Here is a 14,419-nt window from a genome sequence, read left to right as displayed (position 1 = left end):
GTTTACTAATGAATTAGCACATGCTAATGCGTTTCTCATGATGGAAGTCACCCCCAACCCCGTAACCGCTGTGATGCGCGCCCTCGCCGACCCAACGCGCCGCGCGGTGTTCGAACGCGTCTTCGACAGCAGGGAAATCAGCGTCGCCGAGCTGACACGCGGCAGCGGCGTGACCCAAGGCGCGATCTCGCAGCACCTGAAATCCCTCAAGCAAGCCGGCCTCGTCGCCGAGCGCGCCGAGGGCCGCAATGTCTACTACCGCGTCGCGCCGCGCGGCCTCGAGCCGCTGGTCACCTGGATGGACCACTACGGCGTGTTCTGGCGCGAGCGCTTCCAGAACCTGCGTGACCTCTTGAAGGAGATCGATCCGTGAATGCAGCCGAGTTGAAAGCCGAGACCCAAGACAACATCCGGGACATCGTCATTGACGAAGTGCTCCCTCATGCGCCGGAGACGATCTGGAAGGCGCTGACCAGCGCGCAGTTGATCGCGCGCTGGCTGATGCAGCCGACCGGCTTCGAGGCGAGTGAAGGCAACACCTTCACGTTCCAGACCACCCCTGGCGGCGCTTGGGATGGCGTCATTCATTGCCGGGTTCTCGAGGTCGTGGCCAACAGGCGCCTCGTCTACGCCTGGAAGGGCGGCGATGAGCGCAACACCGGTTACGGCGCGCCGCTCGACACTGTCGTGACGTGGTCCCTCACCCCGGTCGAAGCCGGCACGCGGATTCGCCTTGTCCATGCGGGCTTCGTGATGCCCAGGAACGAGTCGGCCTACAACGTGATGAGCGGCGGCTGGAAGAAGGTCGTCAGACAGCTCGACGAGATCAGCGGCGAGAAGTGAGGAGATATCGCGATGGACAAGCCTTTTACTGGCGGCTGCGCCTGCGGCGCAATCCGCTATTCGATTGCCGGTGAGCCGCTGTTCAGCAATCACTGTCAATGCCGGGACTGCCAGCGGGAAAGCGGCAGCGGCCATGGCTCGTACGCAACGTTCGCGCGCGCCGGCGTCACGCTGACCGGCGAAGCGAAGCATTGGGACATGGTCGCCGACAGCGGCAACGTGAAGACACGCGGCTTCTGCACACAATGCGGCGTGCCTGTGTACATGACCTTCGCGGCACAGCCTGGCGTCTTCACCATCCGCGCCGCAACCCTCGACGAGCCCGGCCGCTACAAGCCGCAGGCGGTCACTTTCGCCGCGCGCGGCCATGACTGGGATCGCCTCGACGCCAGCCTGATAAAGTTCGAAGGCATGCCGCCGGGGTGAGATGCTAAAGCGCGATGAGATTGGGATGAATCGTCATCGCGCTTTAGGTTGTTGTTTGAGCATGATCTGTTCGGAAAACCGCTTCGCACTTTTCCGGATCATGCTTTAGCCAAAATCCAGCACCATGCGGCCGTCGATCTTGCCGGCCTTCATGCGGTCGAAAACGTCGTTGATTTGCGTGAGCGGCACCTTCGTCACCTCGGCCTTGACCTTGCCGTCCGAGGCAAACGCGATGGCTTCGTCGAGATCGCGCCGTGTGCCGACGATCGAGCCGCGCACGGTGATGCGCTTGAGCACGACATCGAAGATCGGCGTCGGGAATTCGCCCGGCGGCAGGCCGACGAGGCTGACGGTGCCCTTGCGGCGCACCATCTTCAGTGCCTGGGCGAACGCTGCGGTCGACACCGCCGTCACCAGCACGCCATGCGCCCCGCCCCCTGTTGCCGCAAGAACATTGTCCACGGCCTCTGCGGCGAGTGCGTTGACCGCGAGATCGGCGCCGGCCTCACGTGCGAGCGCGAGCTTGTCCTCGGCGATATCGACCGCCGCGACCTTGAGCCCCATCGCCTTGGCGTACTGAATTGCGACATGGCCGAGCCCGCCGACGCCTGAGATCACGACCCACTCGCCGGGTCGCGCCTCGGTCTCCTTCAATCCCTTGTAGGTGGTGACACCGGCGCAGAGGATCGGCGCAATGGCCGCGAAATCGACGCTCGCCGGCAGCTTTGCGGCGAAGGCGGCCGAGGCGATGACATATTCGGCGAAGCCGCCGTTCACGCTGTAGCCGGTGTTGTGCTGGTGCTCGCACAGCGTCTCCCAGCCGGTCTCGCAATATTCGCAAGACATGCATGCATCGTGCAGCCAGGCCACGCCCACGGCATCGCCGACCTTCAGGTTCTTCACGCCGGACCCGACCGCGGCGACGATGCCGGCTGCTTCATGGCCGGGAATGAAGGGCGGCACCGGCTTCACCGGCCAGTCGCCGGACGCGGCGTGCAGATCGGTGTGACAGACGCCACAGGCCTTCACCTTGACCAGAACCTCTCCCGGACCGGGCTGCGGCACCGGCACGTCCTCGATCACCAGAGGCTTGCCGAATTGTCTGACAATTGCGGCTTTCATGGTCGGCATCGGTCTGCTCCTTTGCATTACAGACTGAGACTAGCGATACCGAGCGGTCCTCCTTTGATGGGCGTCAAACAGCACAAACTTTGCGCAACCCGATCGCCATCACGACATGACGGCACGACGTGACGCGCCTTCGGGCTCAGCTGTGGAACTTGAGGCCGTCGATGATCTTGTCGATTACCTTGCGCTCGGCGCGCATCGCGATGCCGACGAGATTGAGGTCGGTGCGCATCACCGCCCTCACCACTTCGCGATTGGCGGCGTCATGCGTCGTCTTGAACATGTCCTCGGTATAGACTGCCGGCTTGACGTTGCGCGTCAGCGCCCGGTCGAGCGCGCGCGATAATGCCGGACCATCGGCGCCATAGATCAGGATCGGCTGGCCGATCAGCGCATGATATTTCGTGCCCGAGGCGTCCTCATAGGCTTCGCCGATGCATTCCGGAAAGGCCGCGGCAATGCCGCTCGTCAGGAAAGACGCGACGTTGAGCTTCTGCCAAGCCTGAAGATCGGTGCGGATCACGACAGCGATCTTGGTGTCGAACTGCATGTGTATTCCTAGATGTCATTCCGGGCGCGCCACTTGGCGCGAGCTCTGATGCGCTGCGCATCGAGAATCCATCGCGTCCCAAAGTCGGGGAGGCTCGATGCTCAGGTCCGCGCACCGCGCGGTACCGTTGCATCGCCCCGGAATGACAGCAAGAGGAATCAGCGCTCGAAGGATCAACCCTTGGCGTCGCAGGCCCAGGCGCGGATCACGCATTCCTTGCCGCCATATTTGTAGCATTCGCGCGTGGCGGCATTGAGCGAGTCCGAAATCTTCGGCTTGACGGCAAAGCCATAAGCGCCGCAGGGATTGGCGAGATCGACCGACATCGCAGCGCAGGCGCGCTTCATCGTCACGGTCCTGCAATCGCCCTCGCACTGTTTCTGTGCCGCGGCGCGCGCCTCGTGCTCGGCGCCGTAATCATAGGCCTGGCCATATGCGCCGCACTTGCCGACCGCAATAGCGCCCGCTGCGTGGGCTTCGGTGATGTAACGGGCGCCGGAGACACAAACCGACAACGCAAAGAAAAACATCGCGCAACGGCGCGCGACGACGTTCGAAGCCATGGAAAAACCCCTCCCCCCAAGGCAGGTGGAGGGACTCTAAGCGGGGGTCGTTTCCAGATGGTGAACGGGTGGTTGAAATCGGAGGGGTGAGAGATGCCGAAAGGTGGGCAAAGGCGCAGCGCCGTGCCCACCAATCTGTCCTCACAACTACCTGCAAATCGGTGGGCACGCTTCGCTTTGCCCACCCTACGGCAGCGTTTACGGAAGCGTCATCCGCGTCTTGCCGCTTCCAGCGCCTGCGGGGTGTCGATGTCGAGGAAGGCGCTCTCGCCATCCACGGGCACTTCGGCCACCGCTTCAGTGTGCTTGGCGATCAGATGCCGCGCGCCGACATCGCCGTCGAGGGTCAACAACTCCTTGAAGAAGCGGCGCGACCACAGCACGGGGTTGCCACGGCGGCCTTCGCTGACGGGCACGACGATGAGGTTGCCGCGGTCGGGTGCAAAGCCGTCGATGAGGTGGTCGATCAGACCGGCATCGATCAGCGGCATGTCGCCGAGGCACACCAGGGCGCCGTCGCAGGTCTCGGGCACGGCGGCGATGCCGGCCTTGACCGAGCTTGCGATGCCGCCGGCGAAATCCGGGTTGCGGACGAATTTGACTTTCAGGCCTTGCAGTGCCTGCTCGACCAGTTCGGCCTGATGTCCGGTGACGACGATCACCTCGGACGCCTTCGAGGCCAGCGCCTGCTCGGTGGCGATCCGCACCAGCTTCTTGCCGTTGAACTCCGCGAGCAGCTTGTTCGGTCCGCCCATCCGCGTGGAGCGGCCGGCCGCCAGAACGATGGCGGCGACCTGGCTGTTGCCCTCGGTCTCGGGTTTTGCGCGCGGCTGCGGCCGCGTCACGATCTCCATCAGGAGGCCGCCGACACCCATGCCCATCAGCTCGGACCGCGTCACCTTGATGCCGGCGAGCAGCCGCATCAGCACCCAGTCAAAACCGTTCTCGACCGGCGAGCGCGCGCAGCCCGGCGCGCCCAGCACCGGCACCTCGCCGGCGCGCGCGATCAGCAGCAGATTGCCGGGATCGACCGGCATGCCGAAATGCTCGATTTCACCACCGATGCCGGTGACCGCCGCCGGGATCACGTCGCGGCGGTCGGCGATGGCGGACGCGCCGAACACGATGACGAGCTCGGCGCCAAGGCCCAGCAACTCCTTGATCGCAGCCGACAGCACCTGCTCCTCATGCGGGACCCGTCGCTCGGCGATGATGCTGGCGCCGGCCGGCGCAAGCCGCTCGGCGGTGACTCGCAGCGTCTTGTCGATGACCTTGGATGACAGGCCCGGCAGCAGCGTCGAAACCACCCCGACACGCTTGACCACATAAGGCGCGATTCTGAGCACGTCCTTGCCGGCCGCCTTGACCGCGGCATCGCGCAAACCCTCTTCGACGCCGAACGGGATGATCTTGACGGTGCCGACCATCTCGCCCTCGACCACCGGCTTGTAGGCGGCGAGTGTGGCAAAGGTGATGGCCTCGTCGACATTGTTGATGCGATCGACCGCGGCGCGGTCGATCACCAGCACGCCCGCCCGCGCGGCGAACAGATTGGCGCGGCCGGTGAAGGCGCGCTCGACATGGATGCCCTCGCCGCCGACGGCAAGCGCGATGCTGGCGGCCGCAACGTCCTCGGAGACGTCGCCAGCCTCCATGCGCACGACCACGATGTCCTTGATCCCAGCGCGCTCCAGCGCCTCGACCTCGGCGGGGCCGATCGTCGTGCCTTTCTTGAGCACCAGCGGTCCCTGGCGCAGGGTGTGAACGGTCACCCCGCCGATCGCATCCTTGGGGCTCGCCGGGCCGAACTTCATGCCGCTTCTTCTTTTTGTTTTGGAGGCAGCCGCAGCACCGCCGTGATCTCGGCCATGATCGCCACCGCGATCTCGGCCGGAGAAACCGCGCCGATCGCAAGGCCAATGGGCGCGTGAATGCGCGCGATGTCGCTCTCCTTGGCGCCCTGCGCCCGCAGCCGGTCGCCGCGCTTCGCATGTGTCTTCCGCGAGCCGAGCGCGCCGATGTAGAAGCAGTTGCGCTCGAAGGCGTGCAGCAGCGCGGGATCGTCGATCTTGGGATCGTGCGTTACCGCGACGAAAGCGGTGTAAGCATCGACATTGAGCGACGGCAGCGCCGTGTCAGGCCATTCCGCGACGAGCGGAATGTCGGGGAAGCGCTCGGGGCTCGCAAAGGCCGTGCGGGGATCGACGACCGTGACGTCGTAGCCGAGCGAGCGTGCCAGCGGCGCCAAGGCCTGGCTGATATGCACCGCGCCGACGATGACGAGTTTTGCGGTCGGCGCGTATACGTTGAGGAACAGCTTCTTGCCGCCGGCCTCGACATTGGCGCTCTTGCCCATACGAAGCTGCTTGTCGAGTTCTGCGTGCAGCGGATCTTTGGCAAAGTCCTTGGCTTTCACCAAGCGCTGCTCGCCGCTCTCGGTGTCCGTCACCAGAATCACCGGCCGGCGCGCGGCGCGCTCGGCGTTGAGTTCGTGCAGGATCGCGAGCTTCACGACTAACCCACCTTCTCGACGAAGACGCGGATGGTGCCGCCGCAGGACAGCCCGACATTCCAGGCGGTCTCGTCAGCAACGCCAAACTCCAGCATCTTGGGCTTGCCGCTCTCGATCACGTCCATGGCCTCGGTGACCACGGCGCCCTCGACGCAACCCCCGGAGACGGAGCCTAAGAACGTGCCCTCGTCGTTGATGACGAGGCTCGAGCCCGCCGGGCGCGGCGCCGAGCCCCAGGTCTCCACCACAGTGGCGAGCGCAACGCCACGGCCGGCCTTTTGCCAGTCCTCCGCTGCCTTCAGAATATCCTCGTCGCGATCGAGCATGGCTGGCCTCTCAAGCTGCGGAGCGGATCAGGCTGCGGTGATGCGGCGGCAGCGGCCGGGAGAGCGTGGTGATCAGCTCCTGGATCGAACTCAAATTATGTACCGGGCGGAATTCGTCAACGTGGGGCAGCATCATTTTGATGCCCTGCGCCTTGGCCTCGAAGCCGCCGAACCGGAGCAGCGGGTTCAGCCAGATCAGCCGCCGGCAGGAGCGGTGCAGCCGGTCCATCTCGAAGGCCAGCTTGGAATCGGCCTCCCGCTCCAGCCCGTCGGAGATCAGCAGCACGATGGCGCCCTGGCTCAGCACGCGCCGTGCCCACAATTTGTTGAAGTTGTGCAGCGAGGCCGAGATCCGCGTGCCGCCGGCCCAGTCCTCGACCGAGGCCGAGCAGCTTGCCAGCGCCTCGTCGGGGTCGCGCTGGCGCAGGGCGCGGGTGACGTTGGTCAGCCGGGTACCGAACAGAAACACCGAGACGCGCTTGCGCGCATCGGTGATGGCATGCAGGAAATGCAGGAAAAGGCGGGTATATTCGCTCATCGAGCCCGAGATATCGAGCAGCGCGACGATCGGCGCGGGCTTCTCGATACGTCCAAGGCGATGGATGTCGATGATGTCGCCGCCGGTTCGTAAAGATGCGCGCAGCGTGCGGCGCAGGTCGAGCCGCAGGCCGCGCGGATCGGGTCGTTGCCGGCGCGTCAGGAGCTCGGCTTGCGGCAGGTGCATCCGCTCGACGGCGCGGAGCGCCTCGGCGATTTCAGCCGCGCTCATCTGCGCAAAGTCCTTCTTCTGCAGGATCTCCTTGTCGGAGACCGACAGGCGCAGATCCTGCTCCTGGTGCTGCGGCGTCTCCGTCATCCGCGGCTGCGACATCGCCTCCTGCACACGGCGGGAGCCTGCCTGCGGCTTCTTCCTGGCCTGCTCCGGCAGCGGCACCGAATCCAGCATGTGCTTCCATTCTTCCGAGGCGCGGAAGAACAGGTTGAAAGCCTGCTTGAAGATCAGCGCATGCTCGTGGCGCTTGACGAAGATCGCCTCGAGCGTGGTGAAGACATCGGCGCGACTGCCGATGTCGATCACCTGGAGCGCGCTCATGGCGTCGATGGCAGCGCCCGGTCCGACCGGCATGCCAGCTGCACGCAGCGCGCGGGCAAAGCCGACGATGTTGTCGGCGAACTGCTCGGTTTGCTCCGGGGCAAGGTGATTGATGGCCATGGTCGTATCCATCCCCTCGTCATTCCGGGGCGCGCCCTCTTTGGCGCGAGCCCGGACTCCATTCATCCACCGACTCTGCGGCCCGATGGATTCTCAGGTGGGCAATTGCGCACCGTAGCTCGCGCTACGCGCGCCCCGGAACGACGAACTCAATTAACGCGCGTCAATTGTCGGTCGTCGCGTCTTTCAGTACCTTCTGCAAGGCATCGCCCTGCATCCGCGTGATGTCGTCCTGGTATTTGAGCAGTGCGCCCAGCGTATCGCCGACCACTTGCGGGGTCAGCGAGCGGGCGTCGAGCTCCGACAAAGCGGTGGCCCAGTCGATGGTCTCGGCGACGCCCGGCGACTTGTAGAAGTCCTGGTTGCGCAGCGCCTGGACGAAGCGCACCACCTGCTGCGAGAGTTTTGCCGAGATGCCGGGCACGCGCGTCTTGACGATCGCGAGCTCGCGCTCGGCGGCGGGATAGTCCACCCAGTGATAGAGACAGCGCCGCTTCAGCGCATCGTGGATCTCGCGGGTGCGGTTGGAGGTGATGATGACGATCGGCGGGTGCGGCGCCTTCACGGTGCCGAATTCGGGGATCGTCACCTGGAAATCGCTGAGGATTTCGAGCAGGAACGCCTCGAACGCCTCGTCGGCGCGGTCGAGCTCGTCGATCAGCAGCACCGGGGGACCGGCAACGTCGGGCTCCAGCGCCTGAAGCAGCGGCCGCTTGATCATGTAGCGGTCGGCGAAGATGTCGCTCGAGAGCTGGTCGCGATCGGTGTCGCCGGCGGCTTCCGCCATCCGGATCGCGATCATCTGCGCGGCGCTATTCCACTCATAGACAGCGGAGGAGACGTCGAGGCCCTCGTAGCACTGGAGGCGGATCAGCTTCCGCCCAAGTGCTGCCGACAGCACCTTTGCGATCTCGGTCTTGCCGACGCCGGCTTCGCCTTCCAGGAACAGCGGCCGGCCCATGCGCAGCGACAGGTAGGTCACCGTGGCCAGCGCTCGCTCGGCGAGGTAGCCGCGCGACGTCAGGAGTTCGAGCATCGCATCGACCGATGCCGGCAAAGCACCGGAAGAAGAGGCCGCTGAAGTCATGAAAAAGCCAGTCTCGCTACGCCCTCACCGGGGACAGATTTGGGCCGAGGGATGAGGTCAGCTCATCCCTTGGCATTGGCGGCATCGACGGCGCGGCGCGTCAGCACGCCAATGAGATGCGCGCGGTATTCGGCGCTGCCGTGGATGTCGCTGTTGAGGCCTTCCGCCGGCACCGCAATGCCGTCAAGCGCCTTCGCCGAGAACCGCTTCTTCAGGGCCTCCTCGAACGCGGTGACGCGGAACACGCCTTCGGAGCCCGCACCGGTGACGGCGACGCGTACATCCGACGGACGTCGCGCCACGAACACGCCGACCAGCGCATAGCGCGAGGCTTGGTTGCGGAATTTGATGTAGGCCGCCTTCTTCGGCAGCGGAAACATCACCTTGGTGATGATCTCGTCAGCTTCCAGCGCGGTCGAGAACAGGCCCTGGAAATACTCCTCGGCCTTGAGGCGGCGCTTGTTGGTGACGATGGTGGCCCCTAACGCGAGCACCGCGGCCGGATAATCTGCGGTTGGATCGTTGTTGGCGAGCGAGCCGCCAATCGTGCCCTTGTGACGCACGGCGGGATCGCCGATTCCGCCGGCAAGGCTGGCGAGCGCCGGGATCGCCTCGCCGACGACGGCCGAGGCCGCGACCTCGGCGTGCTTGGCGGTGGCGCCGATCACCAGCGAGCGGCCCTTCATCTCGATCGTGTCGAGCCCCTCGATGTGAGAGAGGTCGACCAGATGCGGCGGGTTGGCGAGACGCTGCTTCATGACGGGGATCAGCGTGTGGCCACCGGCGATCACCTTGGCGTCTTCGTTCTTCACCAGGAGATTGGCCGCCTGGCGAACGGTCCCAGGGCGATGATATTTGAATTCGTACATGGGTGTGTCCTGATCGCGGAGTGCGCGCGCGGTTTACGCGAGATCGGATTTGGCCATCGCCTTCGCGCCGGCGGAGATCGAGGCCACGATGTTCTGATAGCCGGTGCAGCGGCAGAGATTGCCTTCCAGCTCTTCGCGGATGGTGTTGTCGTCGAGCTCATGGCCCTTGCGATGCACGATGTCGATCGCAGTCATGATCATGCCGGGCGTGCAGAAGCCGCACTGGAGCCCATGATGCTCGCGGAAGGCTTCCTGCATCGGATGCAGCGGCGCACCGTCCGCGGCCAGTCCCTCGATCGTCTTGACCTCGTGGCCGTCGGCCATCACCGCCAGTGTGGTGCAGGACTTCACGGCCTTGCCGTCGAGATGCACGACGCAGGCGCCGCACTGCGAGGTGTCGCAGCCGACATGGGTCCCGGTCAGCCGCAGATTCTCGCGCAGGAACTGCACCAGGAGGGTCCGGGGATCGACGTTGGCCGTGACTGGATTGCCGTTCACGATGAGGGAGATTTTTGCCATAAGCACTCTCTATCAGCGCCCCGACGGGTCCCATCGAAGCGGTTCTTATAATTATTCCAACCCATCATATGGGCCATTATGCCCGGGGGCAACATCACCCCGGACGCAAGGCGCCATGCCGAAAGGCGATAGCCTTCAGCCCTGTACCGCCTTGGCGAAGTTCGCGAAAAATTCGTCGGCCAGCTTCTTGGCAGCGCCGTTGATCAGGCGCTGGCCGAGCTGCGCCAACTTGCCGCCGATCTGCGCCTCGACGTCGTAGGAGAGCAGCGTGCCGCCGTCCTTCTCCGCGAGCTTGACGGCCGCGCCGCCTTTGGCGAAGCCGGCCACCCCGCCCTCACCCTCACCAGAGATCTTGTAGCCATTGGGCGGGTCGAGATCGGACAGCATGACTTTGCCCCTGAAGCGCGCGGATACCGGGCCGACCTTCATTTTCGCCGTTGCGCGAAAGCCGCCGTCGTCAGTTTTCTCCAGCTCCTCGCAGCCGGGAATGCAGGCCTTCAGCACTTCGGGATCGTTGAGCTTGTCCCACACGGCCTCGCGCGACGCCGCAAGCTGGACTTCGCCGTTCATCGTCATGGCCATGGGTGCCTCCCGGATCGCACAACTATAATGCTGTTCAAGTAACGCACGGAGGACGTAAAGGAAAGGGCGGCCTCCGGTCCCGTGCAATGCATATTCGCAACTGCAAAAAGCTTGCGCCGATAGTTTGGGATTGGCACAGGCGGGCCATGGTGGTTAGGTCCCGCACAATATGAGCACTTCCCTCTCCCCCCTGCTCGCGCCGATGCTGTCGAGCGCAGCCATGCGCGCGGTCTGCAACGACCGGTCGACCCTTCAGAACATGCTCGATTTCGAGGCAGCCCTGGCACGGGCCGAGGCCGCCACAGCTGTGATTCCCGCATCCGCGCTGGGGCCGATCGCATCTGCCTGCAAGGCTGATGCCTTTGATATGGCAGCCCTGGCCGAGGCGGCAACGCGATCAGGCAATCTCGCGATTCCCCTGGTCAAGGCGCTGACCGCCAATGTCGGCAAGGCCGATGCGGAAGCCGCGCGTTACGTGCATTGGGGCGCGACCAGCCAGGACGTCATCGATACCGCAACCATGCTCACGCTGCGCGCTGGCATCGATGCGCTGGACGCCGACCTCAGCCGCGCCATCAAGGGTTTTGCCGCGCTGGCGCGAGCCCATCGCGCCACCGCGATGGTAGCGCGGACCTGGCTCCAGCACGCGCTGCCGATGCCGTTCGGGTTGAAGGCCGCCGAATACGCTGCAAGCCTTGCCCGCGCCCGCTGCCGCCTCAGGCGGCTCTCCCGCGAGGGTCTCGCGCTACAATTCGGCGGCGCCGCCGGCACCCTCGCAGCCCTCGGCGACAAGGGACTCGCGGTCGCCGAGCGGCTGGCGGAGGAGCTGAACCTGCCGCTGCCTGAGGCGCCCTGGCACACCCATCGCGACCGCATCGCGGAAGCCGCCTCCTGCTTTGCAATTCTCGCCGGCAGCTGCGGCAAGATCGCGCGCGACGTCTCGCTGCTGATGCAGACCGATGTCGCCGAAGCGTTCGAGCCCGCCGGTGAAGGCCGCGGCGGCTCCTCGACCATGCCGCACAAGCGCAACCCGGTTGCCGCCGCGAGCGCGCTCGGCGCTGCGACCATGGCCCCGCAGCTCGCCGCGACGATTTTTGCCGCGCAAGTGCAGGACCACGAACGCAGTGCCGGCCCCTGGCACGCGGAATGGCCGACGCTGCCGCAATTGATGCTGGTCACCTCGGGGGCGCTTGCCGCCATCGTCGACATCGCAGAAGGCCTCGAAGTCGACGCCGCGCGCATGCGCAGCAATCTCGATGCGACGCATGGCCTGATCATGGCGGAAGCGGTCACCTTTGCGCTGGCAGAGAAGATCGGCAAGAGCGATGCGCATCATCTCGTCGAAGCCGCCAGCAAGCGCGCGGTCGCCGAGAAGAAGCATCTGCGCGAGGTGCTGTCGGCTGTTTCGCTAGTCACTGCTCATCTGCCGCCGGAAAAAATTGCGGCATTGTTCGAGCCGATGGCCTATCAAGGAGCTTCCCAAGCCCTGATCGACCGGCTGCTCGACAGCCTGGACCGCGAATAAGAACCGCAATTACGACCAAATACGACGGAGACGCCGCATGCCCATGATCGATGCCGACGGATGCCTGCTCAACGTCTCCGTCGAGGGCCGCGACGGCGGACCGACCTTGATGCTCTCCAACTCGCTCGGCTGCACGCTGCAAATGTGGGAGCCGCAGATGAAGGCGCTGACGCAGGTGTTCCGCGTCATCCGCTACGACCGCCGCGGCCACGGCAAATCGAACGTGCCGCCCGGTCCCTACACGATGGAGCGCTTCGGCCGCGACGTGCTCGCGATCCTCGACGATCTCAACATCGAGAAGGTGCATTGGTGCGGCCTGTCAATGGGTGGCATGGTCGGGCAATGGCTGGGCGCCAACGCGCCGGAACGCTTCGGCAAGATCGTCCTCGCCAACACCTCCTGCTATTATGCCGAGCCGACCAAATGGCTGGAGCGCATCGACGCCGTGAAGAAGGGCGGCATCGCGGCGGTCGCGGATGCCGTGATCGCGGGCTGGCTGACCCAGGACTTCCGCGAGCGCGAGCCGGAGATCACCGCCAGAATGAAGTCGATGCTGCTCGCCTCCCCCGTCGAGGGCTATCTCGCCTGCTGCGAGGCGCTGTCGACGCTGGACCAGCGCGCGCTGCTTCCTAAGATCAAGAGCCCGACACTGGTGATCGCCGGCCGCCACGACATGGCGACGCCGATCTCGGCAGCCGAACTGATCCGGTCGAACATTCCCGGCGCCAGCATGACCATCATCGACGCCGCCCACATTTCCAACGTCGAACAGCCGCACGCGTTTACGGACGCGGTGGTGGGGTTTTTGACACAGCGCTGATCTCACAACGCGTCATTGCGAGGAGCGTAGCGACGAAGCAATCCAGACTGTCTCCGCGGACGCATTTCTGGTTTGCTTCGCTACGCTCGCAATGACGAAGGAGGAAACACAATGGACGACCAGAACCGCCGCGATGCCGGCATGAATGTGCGCCGAAAGGTCCTGGGCAACGCCTGGGTCGACAAGTCGATCGCGGGCCGCAACGCGTTCAACACCGACTTCCAGGACCTGATCACCCGCTATGCCTGGGGCGAGATCTGGACGCGGCCGCATTTCGACGAGCGCACGCGGCGGGTGCTGGTGATCGGCACCATGGTCGCGCTCGGGCAATGGGACGAATTCCGCCTGCATGTGCGCGCCGCGCTTGCCGAGGGCGGCTTCACGCCCGACGACATCAAGGAAATCCTGCTGCAGCAGGCGATCTATTGCGGCGTCCCGGCGGCGAACCACGCCATGAAGGAAGCCTCAGCGATTGTGCAGGAGCTCGGCCTGCTCAAGACCTAGTGGTGCGGCGGTCTCGACGGTCTTTGGCGCCGTCGCCGGCTTCTCGATCACCACTACGATGGCGGCACCGAGCAAGAGCAAGAGCTCGGTGGCGTGCAGCCGGAGCGCGGCCATCTCGCCGACCTTCGAGGCCATCACCATGCTGGCAAACGAGATCAGGCTGCCGATCGCCAGGGCAATGCCGAGCGCCTCGTCGCTGCCGCCATTCTTCCGCGTGCGGGGGATACAGAGCAGCGCGAGATAGATCACGAAGAACGCCACGACGGTCAGTCGGCCCAGGGCCAGCAGCCAGGCGGCCCGCACCGTGCTCATCCCCGTCATCTCGAGATGGTCGCTGAGGAACAGCGCGACCGCGACGCTCGGCCGCTCATAGAGGCCGTGCACCGGTGCCACCATGATGCTGAAGGCGACGAGGGTCCAGGCCGGGATGAAATAGGCCGCCAGCAGCGCGCCGTTGACCGAGCCGATCCGCCAATTCCTGAACATGCCGCTTCCCGCTTGGTTTGCCGAAGGCCCTCAACGGAAGGCAGCGGCTTTGCCGGAGCTAACTCGCATCGGACTGTGGTGGCAATTTAAACCCTTTGTTTACCTTAACTGCCCGGTGGACCGGGGCGCCCCAATAAAAAGGCCCCGCCTTACGGCAGGGCCCCTCTTCTCACGCCTGGGCTCCCAAATTACTTGTCCTGACCCTGTTGCTGACCGGGCCGGTCGCCCTGGCGCATCGGATCCTGCTGTTGCTGTCCGGGTTTCTGCCCGCCGCCCTGCTGCTGCTGAGGGGTGCGCTGGCCGGGGTTCTGACTCTGCTGACCCGGATTCTGGTTCTGCTGTTTCGTCATTCGGGGAACTCCCTTGTTGGACGACAGAGGCGAGACAACGGCCGCCCTCCATTTTGGTTGCCCAGGAACCCGGTTCCTCACTGTTCGTGGGAACCGAAGGTGAAAATGACCTCTGT

At 64.9% G+C, this 14,419-nt stretch carries 19 protein-coding genes; 6 read left to right on the top strand and 13 right to left on the bottom strand.

Annotation, left to right across the window (positions count from 1 at the left end):
* The first annotated feature begins 37 nt into the window (after positions 1-37).
* Genes ACNJX8_RS16035 through ACNJX8_RS16025 form a run of 3 tightly spaced genes read left to right on the top strand, consistent with a single transcriptional unit; the run spans position 38 to position 1,269 of the window.
* Positions 38-373, top strand: a complete 336-nt coding sequence (locus tag ACNJX8_RS16035) for an ArsR/SmtB family transcription factor (RefSeq protein ID WP_128940427.1) — start codon at positions 38-40, stop codon at positions 371-373.
* Positions 370-843 (top strand): SRPBCC family protein, encoded by a 474-nt coding sequence (locus tag ACNJX8_RS16030; RefSeq protein ID WP_128932951.1) that lies wholly within the window; start codon positions 370-372, stop codon positions 841-843. Before ACNJX8_RS16035 ends, ACNJX8_RS16030 begins: the two co-directional genes overlap by 4 nt.
* Positions 844-855: 12 nt before the next feature.
* The gene (locus ACNJX8_RS16025) at positions 856-1,269 is read left to right on the top strand and encodes a GFA family protein (protein ID WP_439361332.1); all 414 of its coding nucleotides are present in this window, start codon (positions 856-858) and stop codon (positions 1,267-1,269) included.
* Positions 1,270-1,374: 105 nt separating this feature from the next.
* Here the strand turns inward: ACNJX8_RS16025 and adhP are convergent, their stop codons facing one another.
* The 11 genes from adhP to ACNJX8_RS15970 all read right to left on the bottom strand — a co-directional run bounded on the left by adhP (position 1,375) and on the right by ACNJX8_RS15970 (position 10,618).
* Positions 1,375-2,400, bottom strand: coding sequence for an alcohol dehydrogenase AdhP (gene adhP / locus ACNJX8_RS16020; protein ID WP_439361331.1), 1,026 nt, complete (start codon positions 2,398-2,400; stop codon positions 1,375-1,377).
* A gap of 136 nt (positions 2,401-2,536) precedes the next feature.
* Entirely contained in the window at positions 2,537-2,947 is a 411-nt protein-coding gene (locus ACNJX8_RS16015) for a DUF2000 family protein (protein WP_128932949.1), read from the bottom strand.
* A gap of 173 nt (positions 2,948-3,120) precedes the next feature.
* On the bottom strand, positions 3,121-3,510 hold the full coding sequence (locus ACNJX8_RS16010) for a DUF4189 domain-containing protein (RefSeq protein WP_439361330.1): 390 nt from the start codon (positions 3,508-3,510) through the stop codon (positions 3,121-3,123).
* 209 nt (positions 3,511-3,719) lie between these two features.
* Positions 3,720-5,324, bottom strand: coding sequence for an NTP transferase domain-containing protein (locus ACNJX8_RS16005; RefSeq protein ID WP_439361329.1), 1,605 nt, complete (start codon positions 5,322-5,324; stop codon positions 3,720-3,722).
* Positions 5,321-6,022 (bottom strand): XdhC family protein, encoded by a 702-nt coding sequence (locus ACNJX8_RS16000; RefSeq protein WP_439361328.1) that lies wholly within the window; start codon positions 6,020-6,022, stop codon positions 5,321-5,323. The genes ACNJX8_RS16005 and ACNJX8_RS16000 overlap by 4 nt, the downstream gene beginning before the upstream one ends.
* A gap of 2 nt (positions 6,023-6,024) precedes the next feature.
* Positions 6,025-6,348: an XdhC family protein gene (locus tag ACNJX8_RS15995; RefSeq protein WP_008564652.1), complete on the bottom strand. Its 324-nt coding sequence runs from the start codon at positions 6,346-6,348 to the stop codon at positions 6,025-6,027.
* 10 nt (positions 6,349-6,358) lie between these two features.
* Positions 6,359-7,561 (bottom strand): vWA domain-containing protein, encoded by a 1,203-nt coding sequence (locus ACNJX8_RS15990; RefSeq protein ID WP_128932946.1) that lies wholly within the window; start codon positions 7,559-7,561, stop codon positions 6,359-6,361.
* 163 nt (positions 7,562-7,724) lie between these two features.
* Positions 7,725-8,648, bottom strand: coding sequence for an AAA family ATPase (locus ACNJX8_RS15985; protein ID WP_128932945.1), 924 nt, complete (start codon positions 8,646-8,648; stop codon positions 7,725-7,727).
* A gap of 62 nt (positions 8,649-8,710) precedes the next feature.
* On the bottom strand, positions 8,711-9,517 hold the full coding sequence (locus ACNJX8_RS15980; protein ID WP_128932944.1) for an FAD binding domain-containing protein: 807 nt from the start codon (positions 9,515-9,517) through the stop codon (positions 8,711-8,713).
* 33 nt (positions 9,518-9,550) lie between these two features.
* Entirely contained in the window at positions 9,551-10,036 is a 486-nt protein-coding gene (locus ACNJX8_RS15975; protein ID WP_091888943.1) for a (2Fe-2S)-binding protein, read from the bottom strand.
* Positions 10,037-10,171: 135 nt separating this feature from the next.
* On the bottom strand, positions 10,172-10,618 hold the full coding sequence (locus ACNJX8_RS15970; RefSeq protein WP_128932943.1) for an SRPBCC family protein: 447 nt from the start codon (positions 10,616-10,618) through the stop codon (positions 10,172-10,174).
* A 169-nt stretch (positions 10,619-10,787) separates the two neighbouring features.
* On the opposite strand from ACNJX8_RS15970, the gene ACNJX8_RS15965 reads away from it, so the two are divergent.
* The 3 genes from ACNJX8_RS15965 to ACNJX8_RS15955 all read left to right on the top strand — a co-directional run bounded on the left by ACNJX8_RS15965 (position 10,788) and on the right by ACNJX8_RS15955 (position 13,467).
* Positions 10,788-12,143 (top strand): 3-carboxy-cis,cis-muconate cycloisomerase, encoded by a 1,356-nt coding sequence (locus ACNJX8_RS15965; protein ID WP_439361327.1) that lies wholly within the window; start codon positions 10,788-10,790, stop codon positions 12,141-12,143.
* 37 nt (positions 12,144-12,180) lie between these two features.
* Positions 12,181-12,963: a 3-oxoadipate enol-lactonase gene (pcaD, locus tag ACNJX8_RS15960; protein ID WP_439361326.1), complete on the top strand. Its 783-nt coding sequence runs from the start codon at positions 12,181-12,183 to the stop codon at positions 12,961-12,963.
* A gap of 111 nt (positions 12,964-13,074) precedes the next feature.
* Positions 13,075-13,467: a carboxymuconolactone decarboxylase family protein gene (locus tag ACNJX8_RS15955; protein ID WP_128940418.1), complete on the top strand. Its 393-nt coding sequence runs from the start codon at positions 13,075-13,077 to the stop codon at positions 13,465-13,467.
* On the opposite strand, the gene ACNJX8_RS15950 is transcribed toward ACNJX8_RS15955, so the two are convergent.
* Together ACNJX8_RS15950 and ACNJX8_RS15945 are read right to left on the bottom strand one after the other, a co-directional pair.
* The gene (locus ACNJX8_RS15950) at positions 13,429-13,953 is read right to left on the bottom strand and encodes a hypothetical protein (protein WP_439361325.1); all 525 of its coding nucleotides are present in this window, start codon (positions 13,951-13,953) and stop codon (positions 13,429-13,431) included. The genes ACNJX8_RS15955 and ACNJX8_RS15950 overlap by 39 nt on opposite strands.
* Before the next feature lie 188 nt (positions 13,954-14,141).
* Positions 14,142-14,303, bottom strand: a complete 162-nt coding sequence (locus ACNJX8_RS15945) for a hypothetical protein (RefSeq protein ID WP_164934786.1) — start codon at positions 14,301-14,303, stop codon at positions 14,142-14,144.
* Between the last annotated feature and the right edge of the window lie 116 nt (positions 14,304-14,419).

The sequence above is a fragment of the Bradyrhizobium sp. SPXBL-04 genome (assembly GCF_051853035.1).
Classification (GTDB): Bacteria; Pseudomonadota; Alphaproteobacteria; order Rhizobiales; family Xanthobacteraceae; genus Bradyrhizobium; species Bradyrhizobium zhanjiangense.
This window is presented reverse-complemented; position numbering and strand designations above follow the sequence as displayed.

Coding starts and splice junctions, on each gene's coding strand:
- ACNJX8_RS16035 (WP_128940427.1), top strand. CDS start 38: ATGATGGAAGTCACCCCCAACCCCGTAACCGCTGTGATGCGCGCCCTC.
- ACNJX8_RS16025 (WP_439361332.1), top strand. CDS start 856: ATGGACAAGCCTTTTACTGGCGGCTGCGCCTGCGGCGCAATCCGCTAT.
- adhP (WP_439361331.1), bottom strand. CDS start 2,400: ATGCCGACCATGAAAGCCGCAATTGTCAGACAATTCGGCAAGCCTCTG.
- ACNJX8_RS16015 (WP_128932949.1), bottom strand. CDS start 2,947: ATGCAGTTCGACACCAAGATCGCTGTCGTGATCCGCACCGATCTTCAG.
- ACNJX8_RS16010 (WP_439361330.1), bottom strand. CDS start 3,510: ATGGCTTCGAACGTCGTCGCGCGCCGTTGCGCGATGTTTTTCTTTGCG.
- ACNJX8_RS16005 (WP_439361329.1), bottom strand. CDS start 5,324: ATGAAGTTCGGCCCGGCGAGCCCCAAGGATGCGATCGGCGGGGTGACC.
- ACNJX8_RS15995 (WP_008564652.1), bottom strand. CDS start 6,348: ATGCTCGATCGCGACGAGGATATTCTGAAGGCAGCGGAGGACTGGCAA.
- ACNJX8_RS15990 (WP_128932946.1), bottom strand. CDS start 7,561: ATGGCCATCAATCACCTTGCCCCGGAGCAAACCGAGCAGTTCGCCGAC.
- ACNJX8_RS15985 (WP_128932945.1), bottom strand. CDS start 8,648: ATGACTTCAGCGGCCTCTTCTTCCGGTGCTTTGCCGGCATCGGTCGAT.
- ACNJX8_RS15980 (WP_128932944.1), bottom strand. CDS start 9,517: ATGTACGAATTCAAATATCATCGCCCTGGGACCGTTCGCCAGGCGGCC.
- ACNJX8_RS15975 (WP_091888943.1), bottom strand. CDS start 10,036: ATGGCAAAAATCTCCCTCATCGTGAACGGCAATCCAGTCACGGCCAAC.
- ACNJX8_RS15970 (WP_128932943.1), bottom strand. CDS start 10,618: ATGGCCATGACGATGAACGGCGAAGTCCAGCTTGCGGCGTCGCGCGAG.
- ACNJX8_RS15965 (WP_439361327.1), top strand. CDS start 10,788: ATGAGCACTTCCCTCTCCCCCCTGCTCGCGCCGATGCTGTCGAGCGCA.
- pcaD (WP_439361326.1), top strand. CDS start 12,181: ATGCCCATGATCGATGCCGACGGATGCCTGCTCAACGTCTCCGTCGAG.
- ACNJX8_RS15955 (WP_128940418.1), top strand. CDS start 13,075: ATGGACGACCAGAACCGCCGCGATGCCGGCATGAATGTGCGCCGAAAG.
- ACNJX8_RS15950 (WP_439361325.1), bottom strand. CDS start 13,953: ATGTTCAGGAATTGGCGGATCGGCTCGGTCAACGGCGCGCTGCTGGCG.
- ACNJX8_RS15945 (WP_164934786.1), bottom strand. CDS start 14,303: ATGACGAAACAGCAGAACCAGAATCCGGGTCAGCAGAGTCAGAACCCC.